General features: G+C 43.0%; 12 protein-coding genes. 11 read left to right on the forward strand and 1 reads right to left on the reverse strand.

The features are described 5' to 3' along the window. Positions 1-94: 94 nt before the first annotated feature. The 11 genes from LIR34_RS16600 to LIR34_RS16650 all read left to right on the forward strand — a co-directional run bounded on the left by LIR34_RS16600 (position 95) and on the right by LIR34_RS16650 (position 16,430). The gene (locus tag LIR34_RS16600) at positions 95-538 is read left to right on the forward strand and encodes a cytosine permease (protein WP_244092359.1); all 444 of its coding nucleotides are present in this window, start codon (positions 95-97) and stop codon (positions 536-538) included. Between the two features lie 111 nt (positions 539-649). Further along, positions 650-1,588 (forward strand): AraC family transcriptional regulator, encoded by a 939-nt coding sequence (locus LIR34_RS16605; protein ID WP_173903322.1) that lies wholly within the window; start codon positions 650-652, stop codon positions 1,586-1,588. Between the two features lie 67 nt (positions 1,589-1,655). After that, a complete protein-coding gene (locus LIR34_RS16610) occupies positions 1,656-2,168 on the forward strand; it encodes a hypothetical protein (RefSeq protein ID WP_173903323.1) in 513 nt (170 codons plus the stop codon). 332 nt (positions 2,169-2,500) lie between these two features. After that, positions 2,501-3,787, forward strand: a complete 1,287-nt coding sequence (locus tag LIR34_RS16615; protein WP_173903324.1) for an ABC transporter substrate-binding protein — start codon at positions 2,501-2,503, stop codon at positions 3,785-3,787. Positions 3,788-3,893: 106 nt separating this feature from the next. Next, complete coding sequence (locus tag LIR34_RS16620; RefSeq protein WP_161284790.1) at positions 3,894-4,793, forward strand: carbohydrate ABC transporter permease; 900 nt, start codon at positions 3,894-3,896, stop codon at positions 4,791-4,793. Next, on the forward strand, positions 4,786-5,613 hold the full coding sequence (locus tag LIR34_RS16625; protein ID WP_173903325.1) for a carbohydrate ABC transporter permease: 828 nt from the start codon (positions 4,786-4,788) through the stop codon (positions 5,611-5,613). Before LIR34_RS16620 ends, LIR34_RS16625 begins: the two co-directional genes overlap by 8 nt. A gap of 183 nt (positions 5,614-5,796) precedes the next feature. Next, a complete protein-coding gene (locus LIR34_RS16630) occupies positions 5,797-8,841 on the forward strand; it encodes a glycoside hydrolase family 2 TIM barrel-domain containing protein (RefSeq protein ID WP_173903326.1) in 3,045 nt (1,014 codons plus the stop codon). A gap of 11 nt (positions 8,842-8,852) precedes the next feature. Then, positions 8,853-10,877 carry a beta-galactosidase gene (locus tag LIR34_RS16635; protein ID WP_173903327.1) on the forward strand — a complete coding sequence of 675 codons (2,025 nt, stop codon included), beginning with the start codon at positions 8,853-8,855 and terminating at the stop codon, positions 10,875-10,877. Between the two features lie 219 nt (positions 10,878-11,096). Next, positions 11,097-12,245, forward strand: coding sequence for an exonuclease SbcCD subunit D (locus LIR34_RS16640; protein ID WP_173903328.1), 1,149 nt, complete (start codon positions 11,097-11,099; stop codon positions 12,243-12,245). Continuing rightward, on the forward strand, positions 12,246-15,434 hold the full coding sequence (locus tag LIR34_RS16645; protein WP_173903329.1) for an AAA family ATPase: 3,189 nt from the start codon (positions 12,246-12,248) through the stop codon (positions 15,432-15,434). A gap of 9 nt (positions 15,435-15,443) precedes the next feature. After that, entirely contained in the window at positions 15,444-16,430 is a 987-nt protein-coding gene (locus LIR34_RS16650; RefSeq protein ID WP_173903330.1) for a DUF3878 family protein, read from the forward strand. A gap of 198 nt (positions 16,431-16,628) precedes the next feature. On the opposite strand, the gene LIR34_RS16655 is transcribed toward LIR34_RS16650, so the two are convergent. Continuing rightward, positions 16,629-18,020 carry an MATE family efflux transporter gene (locus LIR34_RS16655; RefSeq protein ID WP_330603740.1) on the reverse strand — a complete coding sequence of 464 codons (1,392 nt, stop codon included), beginning with the start codon at positions 18,018-18,020 and terminating at the stop codon, positions 16,629-16,631. Positions 18,021-18,345 lie beyond the last annotated feature (325 nt).

The raw sequence follows: 18,345 nt of genomic DNA on the forward strand, positions 1-18,345 counted from the left end.
GTTACAGGCGTATCCGCCGATATTTAGTCTGACGCCTAAAGCGTCTGGAAGCACGCGACTTTAGTCGTGTGAGGATAGAGTTTTAATTCACGTAATGATTCGTCTGAACCTGTTCTATCTTGCGATCCTGGTTCTGGGACTGAATATCTGGACAACAAATGACAATGCTTTGTATACAGCAGGTCTTGGTCTTGCAAATATTTTCAATAAGAGAAAGAAACCGATGGTTCTGATCTCCGGTGTCATCGGAACACTGCTTTCTGTATGGCTGTACTACAACTTCTGTGGATGGCTGAACATCCTGAACTGTACACTGCCGCCGGTTGGTATTATTCTGGTAGTTTCTTATTTTATGAACAAGAAAGCTTACGATACAAATACCTTTAAGATCGTAACAGTCAACTGGTTTGCAGTTGCAGGTGTCGTTCTTGGAGCAGTCGTGGCAAATGTGGTCACATGGGGAATTGCATCTATCAATGGTATGGTTGTTGCAGCACTGTGTTATGTGATCGGAGAGCTGGTCAGCAAAAATAAATAATAATCCTGGATAAGCGACAGAAAAAGATTACCGAATTTGTAAAAGGTAATCTTTTTTTGTTGGAGATTCTATAGTACAATAATGAGTAAACATCTGAAACGGGGTGAGTAAATGGCAAAAAAAAGAAAAAAACCGAAGATAGAGTTTCGATATTACCAGATGTCAGAGGGAAGTCCTATTCTGGCACTTCTTGGACAGAAATGGGTTCAGACCTATGGGAGAGGTGTGAATTATCTTCATTTTCATAATTATCTGGAAATAGGATATTGTTATGGAGGTCAGGGACATATGATCCTGGGAGAAGATAAGGTGTTTTTTAACGGAGGAGAATTTACGGTTATTCCACCAAACTATGCACACACGACAAACAGTGATGTTGGAACAGTGAGTAAATGGGAATACCTGTTTATAGATGTGGAAGGATTTATGAAAAAAATCCTGGACAGTCCGGTCAAAGCAGAAAAAATGATCCAGCGCATATATTCCAGGGCGTTATTCTTTCAGGAGGAAGAGTATCCGTCTATTGCGGCCAAAGTTCTTGAGATCCTAAATATTATGAGAAACGGAGAGGAGTTTTACCTGGAGGAAGCGAAAGGAGTACTTGGTGCGCTCCTGGCAGAAATTGCAAGAATGAACAGACAATCCGAAGAAGACAGGGTGGAAGAAGAAACAGGAAAAGTTACAAATATGATCACACGGGCATTGGATTATGTTTCCTATTATTATATGGAGGATATTCGAGTAGAAGATCTGGCGAAGTACTGTCATATCAGTGAGACACATTTTCGAAGAGTTTTTACATCTTATATGAAGGTAAGTCCTCTGGAATATGTTAATACTGTGCGGATCCAGACAGCCTGTGAGCTTCTGAAGAAAACGGATGAACCGGTTGCGGACATTGCACATAAATGTGGATTTACGACGAATTCGACATTTAATCGAAATTTCAAGCATTTAATGGGAGTTACTCCGGTTGAATGGAGGAAACGGCCGGAGAATTATGAGCAGCAGCTTTTGAATTTCAATATTCATTCCGAAAAGGGATGGTAAAGTGTTCCGCGACTGTGTGAGGACTGAACAGTTACGATACATGAAAAAGACAGAAAGAGAGAGAATTATGTACAATTATAAGATAGTGGAGCAGGTATCCCGGAAGAAAAAGAGCATGTCGGGAATTCTGCGAAAAGTAATGGTTATTTTTGCTGTGTTCTTCGTGGTGCTTGGAATCACGATTTCGCAGTCCTTCATGCTGGCAGGTTTTCTTCTGGCGGGACTTTATTTTGTTTATGATGTTTTCAGCAGGAAGGATTATGAGTATACGCTTGAGAATGATGTGCTTACGATCGATGTGATCTATGGCAAAAAATACCGCAAAACAGCTCATGTTCTGGAACTTCGAAATATGGAGGTGACGGCACCTCACTGGCATGAAAGTGTTGCCAGATATAAGAAAAACGGCGGAACAGAAAAAATAAAAAAATATGATTACACATCTTATGATGATGACGTTCCGTATTACACGATGATCGTCACCGAAGATGGGAATAAAATAAAGCTTCTTCTTGATCTGACGGAGGAAATGCTGCATACCATAAAGATGCAGCATCCGCAAAAAGTCTATTTTGCATAAAAGCCCATAAAATATGTAAAATATGTACAAAAAATGAATGCTAAATTTATGAAATAGAAACAAAGTCTTCTCTTGAGCCGCATGAATATGTGCAATCTGGCAAAAAGAGAAGATTTTTTTATTGAAAAAGTACGACAAAAAATGAGAAAATACGAAAAACAGACAAAAAACTCAAAAATGAAGCATATGAATAGTGCGAAATATACAAAATGGTCGAAAATGCACATTATGTGTACGGTTATGCAAACTATCCTATTGAATCGGATGCTATAATCGATTCATAAGCAATTCGGAGAATAAAGAATACGCTTAATAAAAGGAGGAAATGTAATATGAAGAAAAAATTACTTGCAGTGCTGATGACCGGTATTATGGCAGCATCTTTCGCGGGAACTGCTACATCTGTTTATGCAGCAGACGATGACAACACATTAACCGTATGGGCATGGGACCAGAACTTCAACATCAAATCCATGCAGATGGCTGGTGAGCAGTATGCAAAAGATCATGATGGATTTGCAGTAGATGTTATTGAGACATCTTCTGATGACTGCCAGACCAAACTGACAACAGCAGCTAATGCAGGTGACTACAGCACACTTCCGGACATCGTTCTTATGCAGGACAACAGCTTCCAGAAATACCTGAAGAGCTATCCGGATGCTTTCACAGATCTGAAAGATATGGATATTAACTGGGATGATTTCGGAAAACTGAAACAGTCCTATTCCATGGTAGATGACACACATTACGGTGTTCCGTTTGATAACGGTGCTGTTATTGCATGCTATCGTACAGATGTCCTTGAAGAAGCAGGATACACACTGGATGACCTGACAGACATCACATGGTCCAAGTTCATGGAAATCGGTAAAGACCTTCATGAAAAAACAGGTAAATACCTCCTTACAAGCGAAGCTACAGGCGGCGATACTCTGATGATGATGATGCAGTCCTGTGGAGCTAACTTCGTAAACGAAGATGGCGAGGCTTATATCGTTGGAAATGAGATTGCAGAAAAATGCATCAATCTTTATGTAGATCTTGTTAAAAATGATGTTGTTAAACTGGTAAACAACTGGGATGAATATATCTCAACAATTACAGGCGGCGAGGCTGCTGGTATCGTAAATGGTAACTGGATCACAGCTACTCTGATGTCTACAGAAGACCAGAAGGGTCTGTGGCAGATTACAACAATGCCGAAAGTTGACGATGTAGAGAGCGCTACAAACTATGCAAACAATGGTGGATCTTCCTGGTATATCACATCCAACTGCAAGAACGTAGAACTCGCAGAAGACTTCCTTGCAAGTACCTTTGGTTCCAGCACAGACTTCTATGATGCAATCCTTCCGGCATCAGGTGCAATCTCCTGTTATCTGCCGGCTGGTGAGTCTGAAGTTTACAATGAGCCAAATGAATTCTTCGGTGGACAGCCAATCTTCTCAACAATTGTAGAATACTCTTCTCATATTCCGGAGTTCACAAAAACACCGTACCACTATGAATCAAGAGAATGTGTCAACACAGCAGTTATTAATATCGTAAATGGTGCATCTGTAGAGGATGCTCTTCAGGAAGCACAGGATACACTTGCATTCAAGATGACAGAGTAATCTGATCAGGACTAAAAGTAAACACAAATTGCAGCTAATGAAGGCGGGGGACTGCTTGCAGTCCTCCGTCGTGCGTCAAAACTGAGCTTCGAAAGGGGGAGTTCCTGTGAATTCCAAGAAAAAAGGCATGACATTGATAGCAAAACAGAGAGCTGCCGGATGGATATTCCTGTTACCGGCAACACTGATGATCGCTATCATGAGTTTTTATCCTATGATCCGTGCATTTATCATTTCTTTACAGACAGGTGCCGGAGCAAATATGCGGTTCGCAGAACCGATCTTCAGTAACTATAAACGTATTATGGCTGATAAGGTATTCCAGCAGTCAATCGCCAATACCTTTCTGTATCTGATCATTCAGGTGCCGATCATGCTGGTACTTGCAATCTTACTTGCACAGCTTCTTAACAATAAAGACCTGAGATTCAAGGGATTTTTCCGTACATGTGTATTCCTTCCATGTGCAACATCTCTGGTTTCCTACTCACTGATCTTCCGTTCCATGTTTGCTACAGATGGTCTGATCAACAGTATTCTGATCAAACTTGGAATCTTATCTACCGGCTATAACTTCCTGGGAAATTCCGCCAGTGCCAAGGTTGTTATCATCCTGGCCCTGATCTGGAGATGGACAGGATACAACATGGTATTCTATCTTGCCGGCCTTCAGAATATTGAATATTCTGTATATGAGGCAGCAAAGATTGATGGTGCCAACGGCTGGAAGACTTTCTGGAAGATTACTGTTCCGCTTCTGAAACCGACAATTATCATGACATTTATTATGTCTATCAATGGTACACTGCAGCTGTTTGATGAGTCTGTCAACCTGACAAAAGGTGGTCCGGCGAACTCAACGATCACAATGTCCCATTATGTTTACAATACATGTTTTATCAACGTACCGAATTTTGGATATGCATCAGCAATGTCATTCCTTATATTCATTATGGTAGCCGTACTTGCATTTATCAACTTGAAAGTAGGTGATACACGTGACTAAGAAAAACAAATCAGCAATTCAGAGAAGATTGATTCCTACCTATATTTTTCTGATCATCGTGTCATTTATTTCGGTATTCCCGTTATACTGGATGATCTCAGCTGCAACAAATACATCAACAGATGTATCTCGTGGACGAATTATTCCGGGAAGCTACTTTATGGAAAACTTCCATAATCTGACAGCTCAGCAGCCACTGTGGAGAGCACTTGGAAACTCTTTCTTTTATGCGATCCTCACAACCGTGATCTGTCTGCTGATCTGCTCTATCGCAGGATATGGTTTCGAAGTTTATCATGATAAGGCAAAAGACAGACTGTTCTCCGTTCTGCTTCTGGCAATGATGGTTCCTCAGGTTGCTACCATGGTTCCGTTATTCAAGATGTTCTCCAAAGCAGGACTTCTGAATACAGCAGTTGGTTTTATCCTTCCGATCATTTCTACACCGTTTATGATCATGATGTTCCGTCAGAACGCAAGATCCTTCCCTGTAGATATTATCGAGGCAGCTCGTATCGATGGACTAAGCGAAGTAAGAATCTTCTTCCAGATGTTCATTCCTACTATGAAATCTACATATGCAGCTGCAGCAGTTATTACCTTTATGAATGCATGGAACTCTTACCTGTGGCCGAAGGTAATCATGACTGATAACAAGGCGATGACAATGCCAATGTTGATCGCCAACCTGATCACAGGTTATGTAACAGACTATGGTATGCTGATGTGCGGCGTATTGTTCTGTTCCATTCCGACTATGATCGTATTCTTCGTACTGCAGAAACAGTTCGCAGAAGGTATTACCGGAGCGGTTAAGTAAATCAGCGGATTTCGAATATTTACAGAATTACGGAAATTGCGAAGCAATGGAGTAATTCGGGAGAGATTACAACAATGAACTAAAAAAGGATGCTGCGTGGTCCAGTGGGTATATTGCATAATATGTCCCGTACAGATTATGCGGCATCCTTTTTTTGCAAAATCCAATAACAGGAGGATAAGAATGAAAACTTTTGATTATTCTTTAGTAAAGAATCCACAGTATTTCAAAGATGGAAGAATGGATGCACATTCTGACCACACATATTACAGAGATGGAGAGGAAGCGAAGGAAAAAGAAACTTCCTTCCGTTATGACCTCAACGGAATCTGGAAATTCCACTATGCCCGTAACTATGGAAGTGCGATTCCGGGATTCGAAAAAGAAGACTATTGCTGCAAGGACTGGGACGATATCCGCGTGCCGGCACATATCCAGATGGAAGGATATGATGCACCACAGTATGCCAACGTACAGTATCCGTGGGAAGGTCACGAAGACATCCATCCGGGAGAGATTCCGGAGCATTTTAACCCGGTTGCAAGCTATGTGAAATACTTTGAAGTGCCGGAAGAGATGCAGGGAAAACGTCTCTTTATCTCTTTTCAGGGAGCAGAGAGCGGCATTGCATTATGGCTCAACGGACACTTTGTCGGATACAGCGAAGATTCTTTTACACCATCAGAATTTGAACTGACCGAGTATGTAAAAGAAGGTGAGAACAAACTTGCAGCACAGGTGTTCAAATGGACAGCAAGCAGCTGGTGTGAGGATCAGGACTTCTTCCGTTTCTCCGGAATTTACAGAGATGTTTATCTTTATACAGTACCGGAAGTTCATGTTTATGATCTTCAGATCCGTGCAATCCCGGATGAAACTTTAGGTGCAGCGGCACTTGAGATCAGAACAAATACCTGGGGTAAAGGTACAGTAAAAATCGTTCTTTCCAAAGATGGAGAGACTGTAGTCGAAGATGAAAAAGCACTCGATGGAGAAGAGCTTTATTCATGGAAAGTGGAAAATCCGATACTCTGGAGTGCAGAGAATCCGCAGCTTTACGACCTGAATCTGGAGATTTATAACGAGGCCGGAGAACTTCAGGAAGTGATTCCGCAGAAAGTTGGATTCAGACGATTCGAGATGAAAGACGGCATCATGACACTGAATGGAAAACGTATCGTATTCAAGGGTGTCAACCGTCATGAATTCAGTTCTGTGAGCGGACGTCATGTTTCCGAAGAAGAGCTTCGCAAAGACCTTAAGATCATGAAGCAGAACAATATCAATGCGATCCGTACCTGCCATTATCCGGATGCATCTTTGATCTATGAACTCTGCGATGAGTATGGAATCTATATGATCGATGAGACAAATCTGGAATCTCATGGTTCCTGGGACACAGCAGAGTTTACAAAAGACTATACCTATGTCGTTCCTCATGACAAACCGGAATGGCTGGATATGATGCTTGACCGTGCAAACTCCATGTATCAGAGAGATAAGAATCATGCAGCGATCCTGATCTGGTCCTGCGGAAATGAGTCCTTTGGAGGAAAGGATATTTTTGAAATGTCACAGTTCTTCCATAAGGCAGACCCAACCCGCCTGGTCCACTATGAAGGAGTCTGCCATGACCGCAGATACAACGATACCAGTGATATGGAAAGTCAGATGTATCCGTCTGTAGAAGCAATCAAAGAGTTCCTTGCAAAGGACGACTCCAAACCGTTTGTCTGCTGTGAATATACACATGCAATGGGAAATTCCTGTGGTGCAATGCACAAATATACAGATCTGACCGATACAGAACCGAAGTATCAGGGTGGATTTATCTGGGATTATATTGATCAGTCTATCTACAAAAAAGACCGATACGGCAAAGAATTTCAGGCATACGGCGGTGACTTCGGAGAACGTCCGACAGACTACAATTTCAGTGGAAATGGTATCGCATATGGCGGAAACAGAGATGCTTCTCCGAAGATGCAGGAAGTCAAATTTAACTATCAGAACATCACTGCAGAAGTCAGTGCAGACAGCGTAAAAGTCATCAACAAAAATCTGTTTGTAAATACAGATATGTTTGACTGCAAAGTGACAGTTGCAAAGAATGGTAAAGTGATCCGTAAAGCGTCTCTTGCGACAGCAGTTGCACCGTTAAGTGAAGAAGTTTATGCACTTCCTCTTGCAAAAGAAGAGAAACCAGGCGAATATGCAGTGACAGTCTCCTTCCATCTGAAAGAAGATAAAGTATGGGCAGAAGCAGGACATGAGGTGGCTTTTGGACAGTATGTATACAAGGTGGAAGAACCGAAAAAGGTCTGCCCGGAAGGTGTGGAAGTGATTCGCAGTACACACAATATCGGTGTCAGAGGCGCACATTTTGAAGTGCTTTTCTCTGTATTAAACGGCGGACTGGTATCTTATAAATATGCCGGAAAAGAGATGATCGAAGCGATTCCGAAACCAAACTTCTGGCGTGCACCAACAGACAACGACTGTGGAAACCTTATGGGAATGCGCTACGGACAGTGGAAACTTGCCAGCATGTATCTGAGCCACAAAGACTTCCGCAAGGGACCATACGGACCGGGAAATATGCCGAAGGTAGAAGTAAATGAAAAGACAGTGAAAGTAACATACACCTATCTTATGCCGACAACCCCGCTCAGTGAATGCAGTATTTCTTATGAAGTGTTCGGTGATGGAAGAGTAAAGACAACCCTTACTTATGACCCGGTCAAAGAGCTTGGCGACATGCCGGAATTTGGTGTGATCTTTAAATTTAATGCAGATTATGACCGTGTGGAATGGTACGGACTTGGAGAGGCAGAGACCTATTCTGACCGTAAAAAAGGAGCAAAACTTGGCATCTATGCAAACAAAGTCGCAGACAATATTGCAAGATATATGGTTCCGCAGGAATGTGGTGCAAAAGAAGAAGTGCGCTGGGCAAAAGTAACTGACCGCAAGGGAAGAGGAATGCTCTTTGAGATGGATGAGAACAATGGTCCAATGATGTTCTCAGCACTTCCATACACTCCGCATGAGATGGAAAATGCAATGCATCCATACGAACTTCCGGAGGTTCATTACACTGTTGTACGTGTTGCAAAAGACCAGATGGGAATCGGTGGAGATGACAGCTGGGGAGCACGCACACACGAAGAATATTTACTGGAAACCGATAAAAAGATGGAATTTTCCTTTGTATTTAAAGGACTTTAAGAGGAGACAACATGGCGAAACAGATGAAATACGGACGTTACCTTCATGGTGGAGATTATAACCCGGAGCAGTGGCTTGACCGCCCGGATATCCTTCAGAAAGACATCGAATATTTCAAAAAAGCACATATCAACACTGTATCGGTAGGGATTTTTTCCTGGGCTGTTCTTGAACCGGAAGAGGGAAAATATAACTTCGACTGGCTGGAAGAAATTATCAATAATCTCTATAAAGAGGGGATTTATACCATTCTTGCAACTCCGTCAGGAGCAAGACCAAAATGGATGGCAGACAAGTACGAAGAAGTCCTTCGTATGGATCCGGACAGAACCAGAAGATTCTTCGGAGGCAGACATAATCACTGCTTTACCTCTCCGGTATACAGAGAAAAAGTCCATGCGATCGATAAGAAATTAGCCGAGAGATTCGGCAAACATCCGGCGGTTATGTTGTGGCACATCTCAAATGAGTTCGGTGGAGAATGTCACTGCCCGCTGTGCCAGGCAAAGTTCCGTGAATGGCTGAAAGAGAAATACGGCACGATCGAAAACCTCAACAAGAGCTGGTGTACCACATTCTGGAGTCATATTTACAACAGCTTTAACCAGATTGAAAGCCCGTCCACAAAAGGGGAAAATGAACTTCATGCACTGAAGCTTGACTGGAAACGTTTTGTCACCGATCAGACGATTGACTTTATCAAGAATGAGGTCGATGCGATCCGTGCGGGTGGTTCTGAACTTCCTGTAACCGCAAACCTGATGTATGATTATGACGGTCTGGATTACAAGAAATTCAAGGATGTTCTGGATATTGTATCCTGGGACAATTATCCGGGATGGCACAAAAAAGAGGAATATATCACAGCTGTTGATGCGGCAATGCAGCACGATCTGATGCGCAGCATCAAGAAAGCACCGTTCCTTCTTATGGAATCCTGTCCATCTGCGACGAACTGGAAACCGATCAATAAACTTAAGAAACCGGGAATGCTTCTGGCAGGATCTTTGCAGGCAGTTGCTCACGGTTCTGACAGCGTGCTGTATTTCCAGCTCCGCCAGAGCCAGGGTGCTTCCGAGAAATTCCACGGTGCAGTGATCGACCATTATGGCAAAGATGATACCCGTGTTTTCCGCGAAGTAACAGAAGTCGGAGAAGTTCTGGAACAGATCCAGGAGACGGTTGGAACCACTATGAGATCACAGGCAGCTGTTCTCTATGACCGTGAAAACGACTGGGCGATCGCGGATGTGCAGGGACCGAGAAATGTAGATATGCATTATCGTGAAAATGTACAGAAGAACTATCGTGCACTGAGAGAACAGGGTCTGAATGTTGACGTTATCGCAATGGAACATGACCTTGCAGACTACAAAGTTCTGGCAGCTCCGATGGCATATATGTTTAAAGACGGATACGAGGAAAAACTCCGCACCTATGTAGAAAATGGTGGAACTCTGGTGCTTTCTTACTGGTCCGGACTGGTAGACGGAACAGACAAGTGCTTCCTTGACGGAACGCCATATGGATTGATGGACGTAACAGGAATCCGCAGCGCAGAGATCGATGCTCTCTATAACTGGGAAGAAAACCATGCAATTCCGGAAACCGGAAACCATCTTAAGATCAGCAATGTATATACCTGCAAAAACCTTTGCGAACTGGTTGAAGTTTCCGATGCAGAAGTACTGATGCGCTACGGCGAGGACTTCTATCAGGGATACCCGGTGCTGACACACAAAGCATTTGGTAAAGGCCACGTATATTATGTATGCGCGGATATGGAACTTGGATTCTATCAGGACTTCTACGGCAGAGCAGCAGCAGAAGCCGGCCTGAAATCACCAGTTGAATTCATTCCGGAAGGCGTTTCCGTAACGGTAAGAGAGAGCGAAGATACCGAATACCTCTTCATCCAGAACTATGCACGCAAACCACAGACGGTTGCTGTTCCGGCAGAGTATGAACTGCTCTATGGAACCGAGAGCGAAGTCATGGCTCCGCTGCAGACAAGGATACTGAAAAGGAGAAAATAAAAAGCAAGACAGAAAAAAGTTCCCGGCATTTTGTCAGGAACTTTTTTCTTGCTATTTTAAAGCCTCTGATTTGTGCAAAAGATAAAAGAAGAAATGAAAAATACAAGATAAACAAAGACCGATAAATAACGAAAAGAAAAAGATGCGGCAAAAGTGCTGAGATGATATGATAGAAAAAGGAAACAAAGTGAGCAGCATCGCTGGAAAGGGAAAACAAATATGAGATTTTTTCATTTGTCAGATTTGCATATTGGACTGAAGTTGATGAACAGGGATCTTCGTGAAGATCAGGAATATATTTTGGCGGAAGTTGTTGAGGCGGCAGCCCAAGAAAAACCGGATGCCATTGTGATCGCAGGGGACATTTATGATAAGGCGGTTCCGTCAGCAGAGGCAGTTGAGATTTTTGACCGGTTTCTTGGGGAACTGACAGAAGCCGTGCCGTCTGCGGTGATTATGATGATCAGCGGAAATCATGACAGTGCACCGAGAGTGGATTGTTTCCGAAAGGTGCTTTCCAGGCAGAAAGTGCACATGATCGGACAGCCGCCGCGAACGGAAGGTGAATCTATCGAAAAGGTTACGCTGGAAGATAAGTATGGAAAAGTGAATTTTTATCTGCTTCCTTTTGTAAAACCATCCATGGTGAAACAGGTGGTGGGAACAGATGAAAATGGAAATAATCTTTCTTATAATGAAACACTGCACAGACTGATCGGACGGGAAAACATCAATCAGGATGAAAGAAATGTGCTTGTCAGCCATCAGTTTTATCTGCCTGTTGGAAAGAAAGTGGAAGAAATAGAACGGATGGATTCAGAGATCCGTACCGTTGGAAATATTGATGAAGTATCCGCAGATGTGCTGGAGATTTTTGATTATGCGGCACTGGGCCATATCCATAAACCGATGAAGCTTGGAAATGAAAACTGGCGTTATTGCGGAACGCCCCTTGCCTGTTCTGTGAGTGAAGCACAGCAGCAAAAAGGCATTATTATGATCGAAATGGGGGTGAAGGGAGAGGTCGAAACGACTGTACTTCCGCTATATCCTTTGCATCAGGTGCGGGTGATAAAAGGGGAACTGGAAGAGATTCTGGCAGAGAAAAGTCAGGATTATGTGACGGTGATCCTGACGGATAAAAAAGATCTGGATGTGATCGATATGCAGGAAAGAATTCGTCTGGCATTTCCGAATCTGCTGGAGATCCGAAGAGAAAATCAGAGAAAGGCAGACTATGCAAGAGCATTAAAATCAGAGACCCTGATGAATCCATATGAACTGTGCTGTTCATTTCTGAAAAATATGGATGAGAAGGAAAAAGAGATCTTGCAGGATGTGATTCATACAGTTCAGGGGGTGAAATAGATGAAGCCTTTGAGATTAAAAATGCAGGCGTTTGGTTCATATGGTAAAGAAACGGTTATCGACTTTGAGAAAGTAAATCAGAATCTGTTTCTGATCACAGGGGATACAGGAGCAGGAAAAACAACGATTTTTGACGCGATCGTGTTTGCATTATATGGAGAGGCAAGTTCCTCGTCAAACAAAAAAGAAGGAGTTGTTCTGCAGAGTCAGTATGTTGATTTTGCGGAGGAGCCTTTTGTGGAACTGACCTTTGCAGAGGGAAGAGATGAGGAGCGGGAAATTTATACCGTTCGACGGATCCCAAGACACCTGAAGACGATCACCCGGGGTGCGGCAAAGGGAAAACAGAGAGAAGTAACAGGATCTGTAAGTCTTGTCATGCCGGACGGTACAGAATATCCGTCTAAGGAAACAGACAGGAAACTGCAGGAGATCACGGGTCTTACAAAAGGTCAGTTTATGCAGGTTGCAATGATAGCACAGGGTGAATTCATGGATCTTCTGAGAGCAAAGTCAGATGACAAAAAAGTGATATTTCGGAAGCTTTTTAACACGGAAATGTATCAGGAAATCGTGAATGAACTTGGGAACAGGAAGAGAGAAAAAGACCGAGAGATCGCAATTCTGAAAACGCAGTGTCAGGGGGACGCAGGGCGCATTCGGATATCGGAGGAATATGAGGATGCAGATCAGCTCAGAACCTGCAAAGAACTGGTAGAAGCAGGTCAGATCTCCGGGCTGAATGAGCTTCTCGAGAGTCTGAGAGCACTGTGCATATGGCTGAAAGACTGCACCTGTGAAATGGAACAGGAATGCATTAAAGCAGAAAAGAATCGTGATGAAAAACGTGATGCCGTCACAAAAGCAGAGGGGATTTTGAACTGGTTTATCCAGCTTGATGCAGCAGAACAAAAGATAAAAGAATATCAGGATATGCAATCCAAGATAGATAAAAAGTTTTTCCTGATCACGCAGATTCGGGATGCCTATGAAATCAACGAAAAACACATTCGTGCAGATGATGCAAAAAAGGCAGTTCTGGAAATGGAAAAGACACTGGAAGAACATCAGAGACAGCTTCCACTATTGACAGAAATGCTGGAAAAAGCAAGAAGAGAAGAGGCAGAAACAAAAGCTGCGCGTGATATAGAGCAGCAGAAGTATACGAAAACAGAGGAAAAAGTTAAAAGATCCTGTGAGATTTTTGAGAAGATCAGAACACAGAAAGGGAAAGCAGCACATTATAAGGGTGTATGCAGACAGGCAGAACAGGCCGGAGCAGATCTGCAGAAGGAACTGGATGAATTAGAAGAAAAGGAACAGATATGGAAGAAACAGAGTGAAGAACTGGCTGAGTCTGAAAAGAAACTGGTTCTGGCAGAGACAAAAAAACAGGAAGAACAGGTGCTCGAGCAGGAACTTAAGGATGCAGAATCTCTTGGAAAACAGGCAGAAGCATGCAGGAAACGGGCTTTGAAGTGCAGAGAAATTTACATACAGGCAAGGGACGGCTATCTGGCACTGAACAGTGAATATGAGGAGAAGAGGCAGCATTTTCTGGATGAGCAGGCGGGTTTTCTTGCAGATGAACTGAAGCCCGGGAAGCCATGTCCGGTATGCGGTTCTACAGAGCATCCGCATCCGCACAAAAAGAGTGGGGAAGATGTGGATATCTCCAGAGAAAACCTCAAAAAAATGAGTGAAGATGTGGATAAACTGCGTGAAAAACAGGAACAGGCAGCCGGAAATGCGAAGGCTGTAAAGGCTGAGTTTGACACAAGAAAAGACACGTATCTGGAGGCTGTCAAAAAGCTTAAGGAGCATATACGCAGGAATATCCCTTCACTTTTGGAGGATGCCAGAATACCGGAGATGAAAGAGACGATAGAAGCCTGGAACCAGGAGATAGAAAAAGAACTTCTCAGACGCCGGACGGAGGTTGAGCGGATGTCAGAAATCCGAAGAAATCTTCAGGATTCTGAGGACAAAAAGAAAAATCTCCGGGATAAACTGGATGAAAGCCAAAAAGAAAGCAAGAAACTGGCAGAAGAATCTGCAGCATGTGAGGCTGTTCTGACAGAATTAAAGAATTCTGTGGAATTTGAGTCAGAGAGAGAAGCAGAGAATGTCCTGACAGAAGCAGGAAAACTCCGAGACAAGGCAGAAAAACAGTATCAGAAAGCCTCCAAAACTTTAGAAAAAGCTGTCAGTGAAAAGAAACAGACAGAAGCACTGATTCAGCGTTACATGAAGGAAATTCCAAAACAGAAAGAACATGCTGAGCAGACACAAGGAGATTACAGGCTTATCCTGAAAAACAAAAAAATGGCAGAAGAGAACTGGCAGGAAACAATCAAAACTTATACTCGGCAGGATGCAGAAGAATTCCAGGATGCTGTGAACCAGTACAGGGAAAACCTGGCTGCGGCTCAGGCTCAAAAGGAAGCGGCTCAGGCGGCAGCAGGAACGGAAGTGCGTCCGGATCTTAAGAAACTGAAGCAGGAAAAAGAGGAAGCGGAACAGAAGTATCAGGCAGTAAAGATACGGTATGACAATCTCAGACAGGAATTCAGCAGCAATGCAGAAGTTCAGGATATTCTTCTTGGAAGACTGAAGAACCGGACGGAAATTCTGGAGGAGCATGCACGAATTGATGCACTTTACCGCATGGCCTCAGGTAATGTGAGCGGAGCACGTATGGATCTGGAAACTTATGTGCAAAGGTATTATCTGGAGCGGATTTTGTATGCGGCGAATCGGCGTTTCGGGGAGATGTCTGCCGGGCAGTTTGAATTCAGAATGTACGATATTGAGAAAGCAGGCGAAGGCAAAAACAGAGGCCTGGATCTGATGATATATTCTGCAGTGACAGGAAAAGAGAGGGAAGTCAGGACTCTTTCGGGAGGAGAATCCTTTATGGCGGCATTATCTCTTGCACTTGGCATGGCAGATCAGATTCAGGAGAGTTCAGCAGCAGTCAATCTGGATATGATGTTTATAGATGAAGGCTTTGGTTCCCTGGATGAACATTCGCGAAACCAGGCGGTAAAAGTGCTTCAGGAGATGGCGGAAGGTTCAAGACTGATAGGAATCATTTCTCATGTGACGGAGTTGAAGCAGGAGATAGAGGATCAGTTGATCGTAAGCAAGGATGAAAATGGAAGCCGTGTAAGGTGGCAGATCAGTTAGGATAAAAAAATGACAGAAAATACACTAAAAAAACTGGCACAGCTTTTGGAACAGGACCAGTTTGAACTGATTTTTTCAGAAAAAATACAAAAAGAAGATTTGACTTCAAAAAGAGAAGTGCCGCAGGGACAGGATATACGTCTGGTATATCTGATGAATGATGCAGTGGAAAGTTTTCTTGTATTTCGTGATGCCCGGATGACAGGAGAATATCATGCGGATTATGAGGGAGAACTGGAAGCGTCTTTGAACAAGCAGGGAGAAGAATTTGTCCTGGTGGTAAGGCAGGGAGATACGGTCGTAACTCTGTTTTTTGAAACGCTGGATTTAGAAGTTCATTTATATGAATACGCATATACAGGACATTTCTGGGTAGAAGGATATGAATATCTGCGTCAGCTGGAATACAGGTTTGCGATTCTGAGAGATAAATATGACTATCTGGGAGCGGAGTACTGTACAGATGAAGAAAAAAAGCTTGCAGTGCTTACAGAATTTCCACCATTGAATTACTGCTGTTATCCGGCGGTCCCGGAGAAATATATTGTTCCGCGTGAAAACCCGTGGGATGTATCAAAAGAGGCTATTGAGCTGATGGAAGAACTGGCGGCAGAATGCGGAGATGTTTCTTTTGCAAAACTGCTCAGTATATATAGAAAACATCCGTCGAAATTCCGGGCGAAGAGACTTGCGCTTATGCTGCATCGGACGAAACACCGGAATATTGCGGATCTGCTGACGGAACGGCTAAGGCAGGCGTCTGCCGGTTATCCGAGACGCTTTTTTGGGGAGGATGTGGAGCAGAGGTACCAGAAGACATTGGAAAAGGTAAAGAAACGTCAGGCAGAATTAGAAAAGCAGGGTATTCGTGCAGAAATCCTGAGAGAAGAACCTTTTACCATTGCACGTGATTCGCTGGATTATAAACTGTATCTTATGATATGGAAGGAACGGAAAAGAAACAGAGTAACAGAAATAGAAGAATATAAACTGTAGTTTTGTGAAATTTTACAGGATTATATGATACAGAATATACAGAAGCAATCAAAGTGCCTTGTATGTCTCGAGATTTTGGCAAAAAACATGCCAAAACGCCTCGCGGGATACTACCTTCTGAATAGTTACAAGCATTCAATTATAAAAAGAGGCTGACCGCGATATTGCGGTCAGCCTCTTTGACGGGTGCGGTTAAACTCAGGATGCTGCTTTTTTCATTTCGCCAAGTTCTCTGCGGGCAAAAACAACTGCAAGGACAAAGGCGGCTGCATCTGCGATAGGTCCTGCATACATTATGCCGTCAATTCCCATAAACATTGGAAAGATAATAACCAGCGGCAGGAGAAAAATAACCTGTCTGGTCAGAGACATAATGATACCGAGGGTTGCTTTTCCAATAGAAGTAAAAAAGCTGGAGGACATTGGCTGGATACCATTTGCGAAGGTAAGAAGCATAAAGATCCTCAGATAATTTTCGGCAAATTTAAAATAAAGATCACTTCCACCACCGAACATACCTATGATGTGGTGGGGGAAAAACTGGAAACAGAGAAAGAATGCAGTGGCTATAATTGTACAGGTGGCTGCTGAATAACGGTAAGTCTGTCGTACACGGTCAAATTTTCTGGCTCCGTAATTAAAGCCCCAAATTGGCTGACATCCCTGTGAGATTCCGATACATATGGACAGGAAAACCATGTTGACTTTTGAAACAATACCTACGCAGGCGATTGGAATATCGCTTCCATAAACAGAAACAGATCCGTAGTAGCGAAGAATATTATTCATGACGATCTGTACAGCGGCGATTGCAATCTGGTTGATGCAGGCGGCAAGACCAAGGGAAACAATTGCTTTTAGCAGTTTCAGCTGTGGTTTCAGCATACTGCGATCCAGATACATGTTGCGAAATTTTGCAAAATAAAGTATGACCAGAAATGCGGAAATCATCTGACCGATGACGGTGGCCCAGGCTCCGCCCTTGATTCCCCATTTAAAACCGAAAATAAATAAGGGATCAAGAATAGTATTGATGATCGCACCAGTAAGAGTACACATCATAGAATATGTAGGACTGCGGTCCGCACGAATCAGGTGATTGCCTCCGACGGATAAGGTAAAAAACGGAAGTCCAACAGCAATAATGCTGATATAATCGGTGGCATATGGCATAACATTATCTGTTGCTCCAAAAAAGATAAGCAATGGATGGAGAAACAGAAGAATGCCTATGGTTATTGATACACCGATTACGATAAGCGTGGTCAGAGCACTTCCTGCAATCTGACTTGCCTTGCGTTCATTGCCGGCTCCCATTTCCAGATTGTAGTTGGAAGCGCCGCCGATTCCAAGGAGTAAGGCCGCTGCGGTAGAAATCGTGGTGACAGGAAATGCAATATTGGTTGCGGCATTGCCAAGCATACCAACACCCTGACCGATAAAAATCTGATCTACTATATTATAGAGAGCGTTGACCAGCATACTGATGATGGCAGGGATTGCAAATTTGGCAATCAGACTTCCGACAGGAGCACATCCCAGAGGATTTGCTGTGTCTGCTGTTGAATGAGATAGTGATTGTTCTTTCAAGATAGAAACCTCTTTCTTCTATTATTATTGTAATGTGATCTCTGTGTTTTGAAGAGACATTAATCAGTATAACACAAAAAAATAAAAAAAGTGAAAAAAGGTGTTGACATATTTGGTTTATAGTGGTATTCTAACTGAGCTGTCACAGGGAATTGTTTCTTCTGACTAAACAAATTAAACAATTTGAAAAGTTTTGAAAAAAACGAAAAAAAGTTGTTGACAAGAACAAAACAATGTGATAAAGTAAACAAGTCGTCAGCGAGACGACAACAAAGAACCTTGATAACTAAACAGTGAAACACATACGATTCTCGAAAATTCTTAA

The organism is Blautia sp. MSK17_66, from assembly GCF_020538025.1.
Lineage (GTDB): Bacteria > Bacillota > Clostridia > Lachnospirales > Lachnospiraceae > Blautia_A.

Excerpts from the sequence above, each read along its gene's own strand:
- LIR34_RS16600 (WP_244092359.1), top strand. The coding sequence starts at position 95 with ATGATTCGTCTGAACCTGTTCTATCTTGCGATCCTGGTTCTGGGACTG.
- LIR34_RS16605 (WP_173903322.1), top strand. The coding sequence starts at position 650 with ATGGCAAAAAAAAGAAAAAAACCGAAGATAGAGTTTCGATATTACCAG.
- LIR34_RS16610 (WP_173903323.1), top strand. The coding sequence starts at position 1,656 with ATGTACAATTATAAGATAGTGGAGCAGGTATCCCGGAAGAAAAAGAGC.
- LIR34_RS16615 (WP_173903324.1), top strand. The coding sequence starts at position 2,501 with ATGAAGAAAAAATTACTTGCAGTGCTGATGACCGGTATTATGGCAGCA.
- LIR34_RS16630 (WP_173903326.1), top strand. The coding sequence starts at position 5,797 with ATGAAAACTTTTGATTATTCTTTAGTAAAGAATCCACAGTATTTCAAA.
- LIR34_RS16635 (WP_173903327.1), top strand. The coding sequence starts at position 8,853 with ATGGCGAAACAGATGAAATACGGACGTTACCTTCATGGTGGAGATTAT.
- LIR34_RS16640 (WP_173903328.1), top strand. The coding sequence starts at position 11,097 with ATGAGATTTTTTCATTTGTCAGATTTGCATATTGGACTGAAGTTGATG.
- LIR34_RS16645 (WP_173903329.1), top strand. The coding sequence starts at position 12,246 with ATGAAGCCTTTGAGATTAAAAATGCAGGCGTTTGGTTCATATGGTAAA.
- LIR34_RS16650 (WP_173903330.1), top strand. The coding sequence starts at position 15,444 with ATGACAGAAAATACACTAAAAAAACTGGCACAGCTTTTGGAACAGGAC.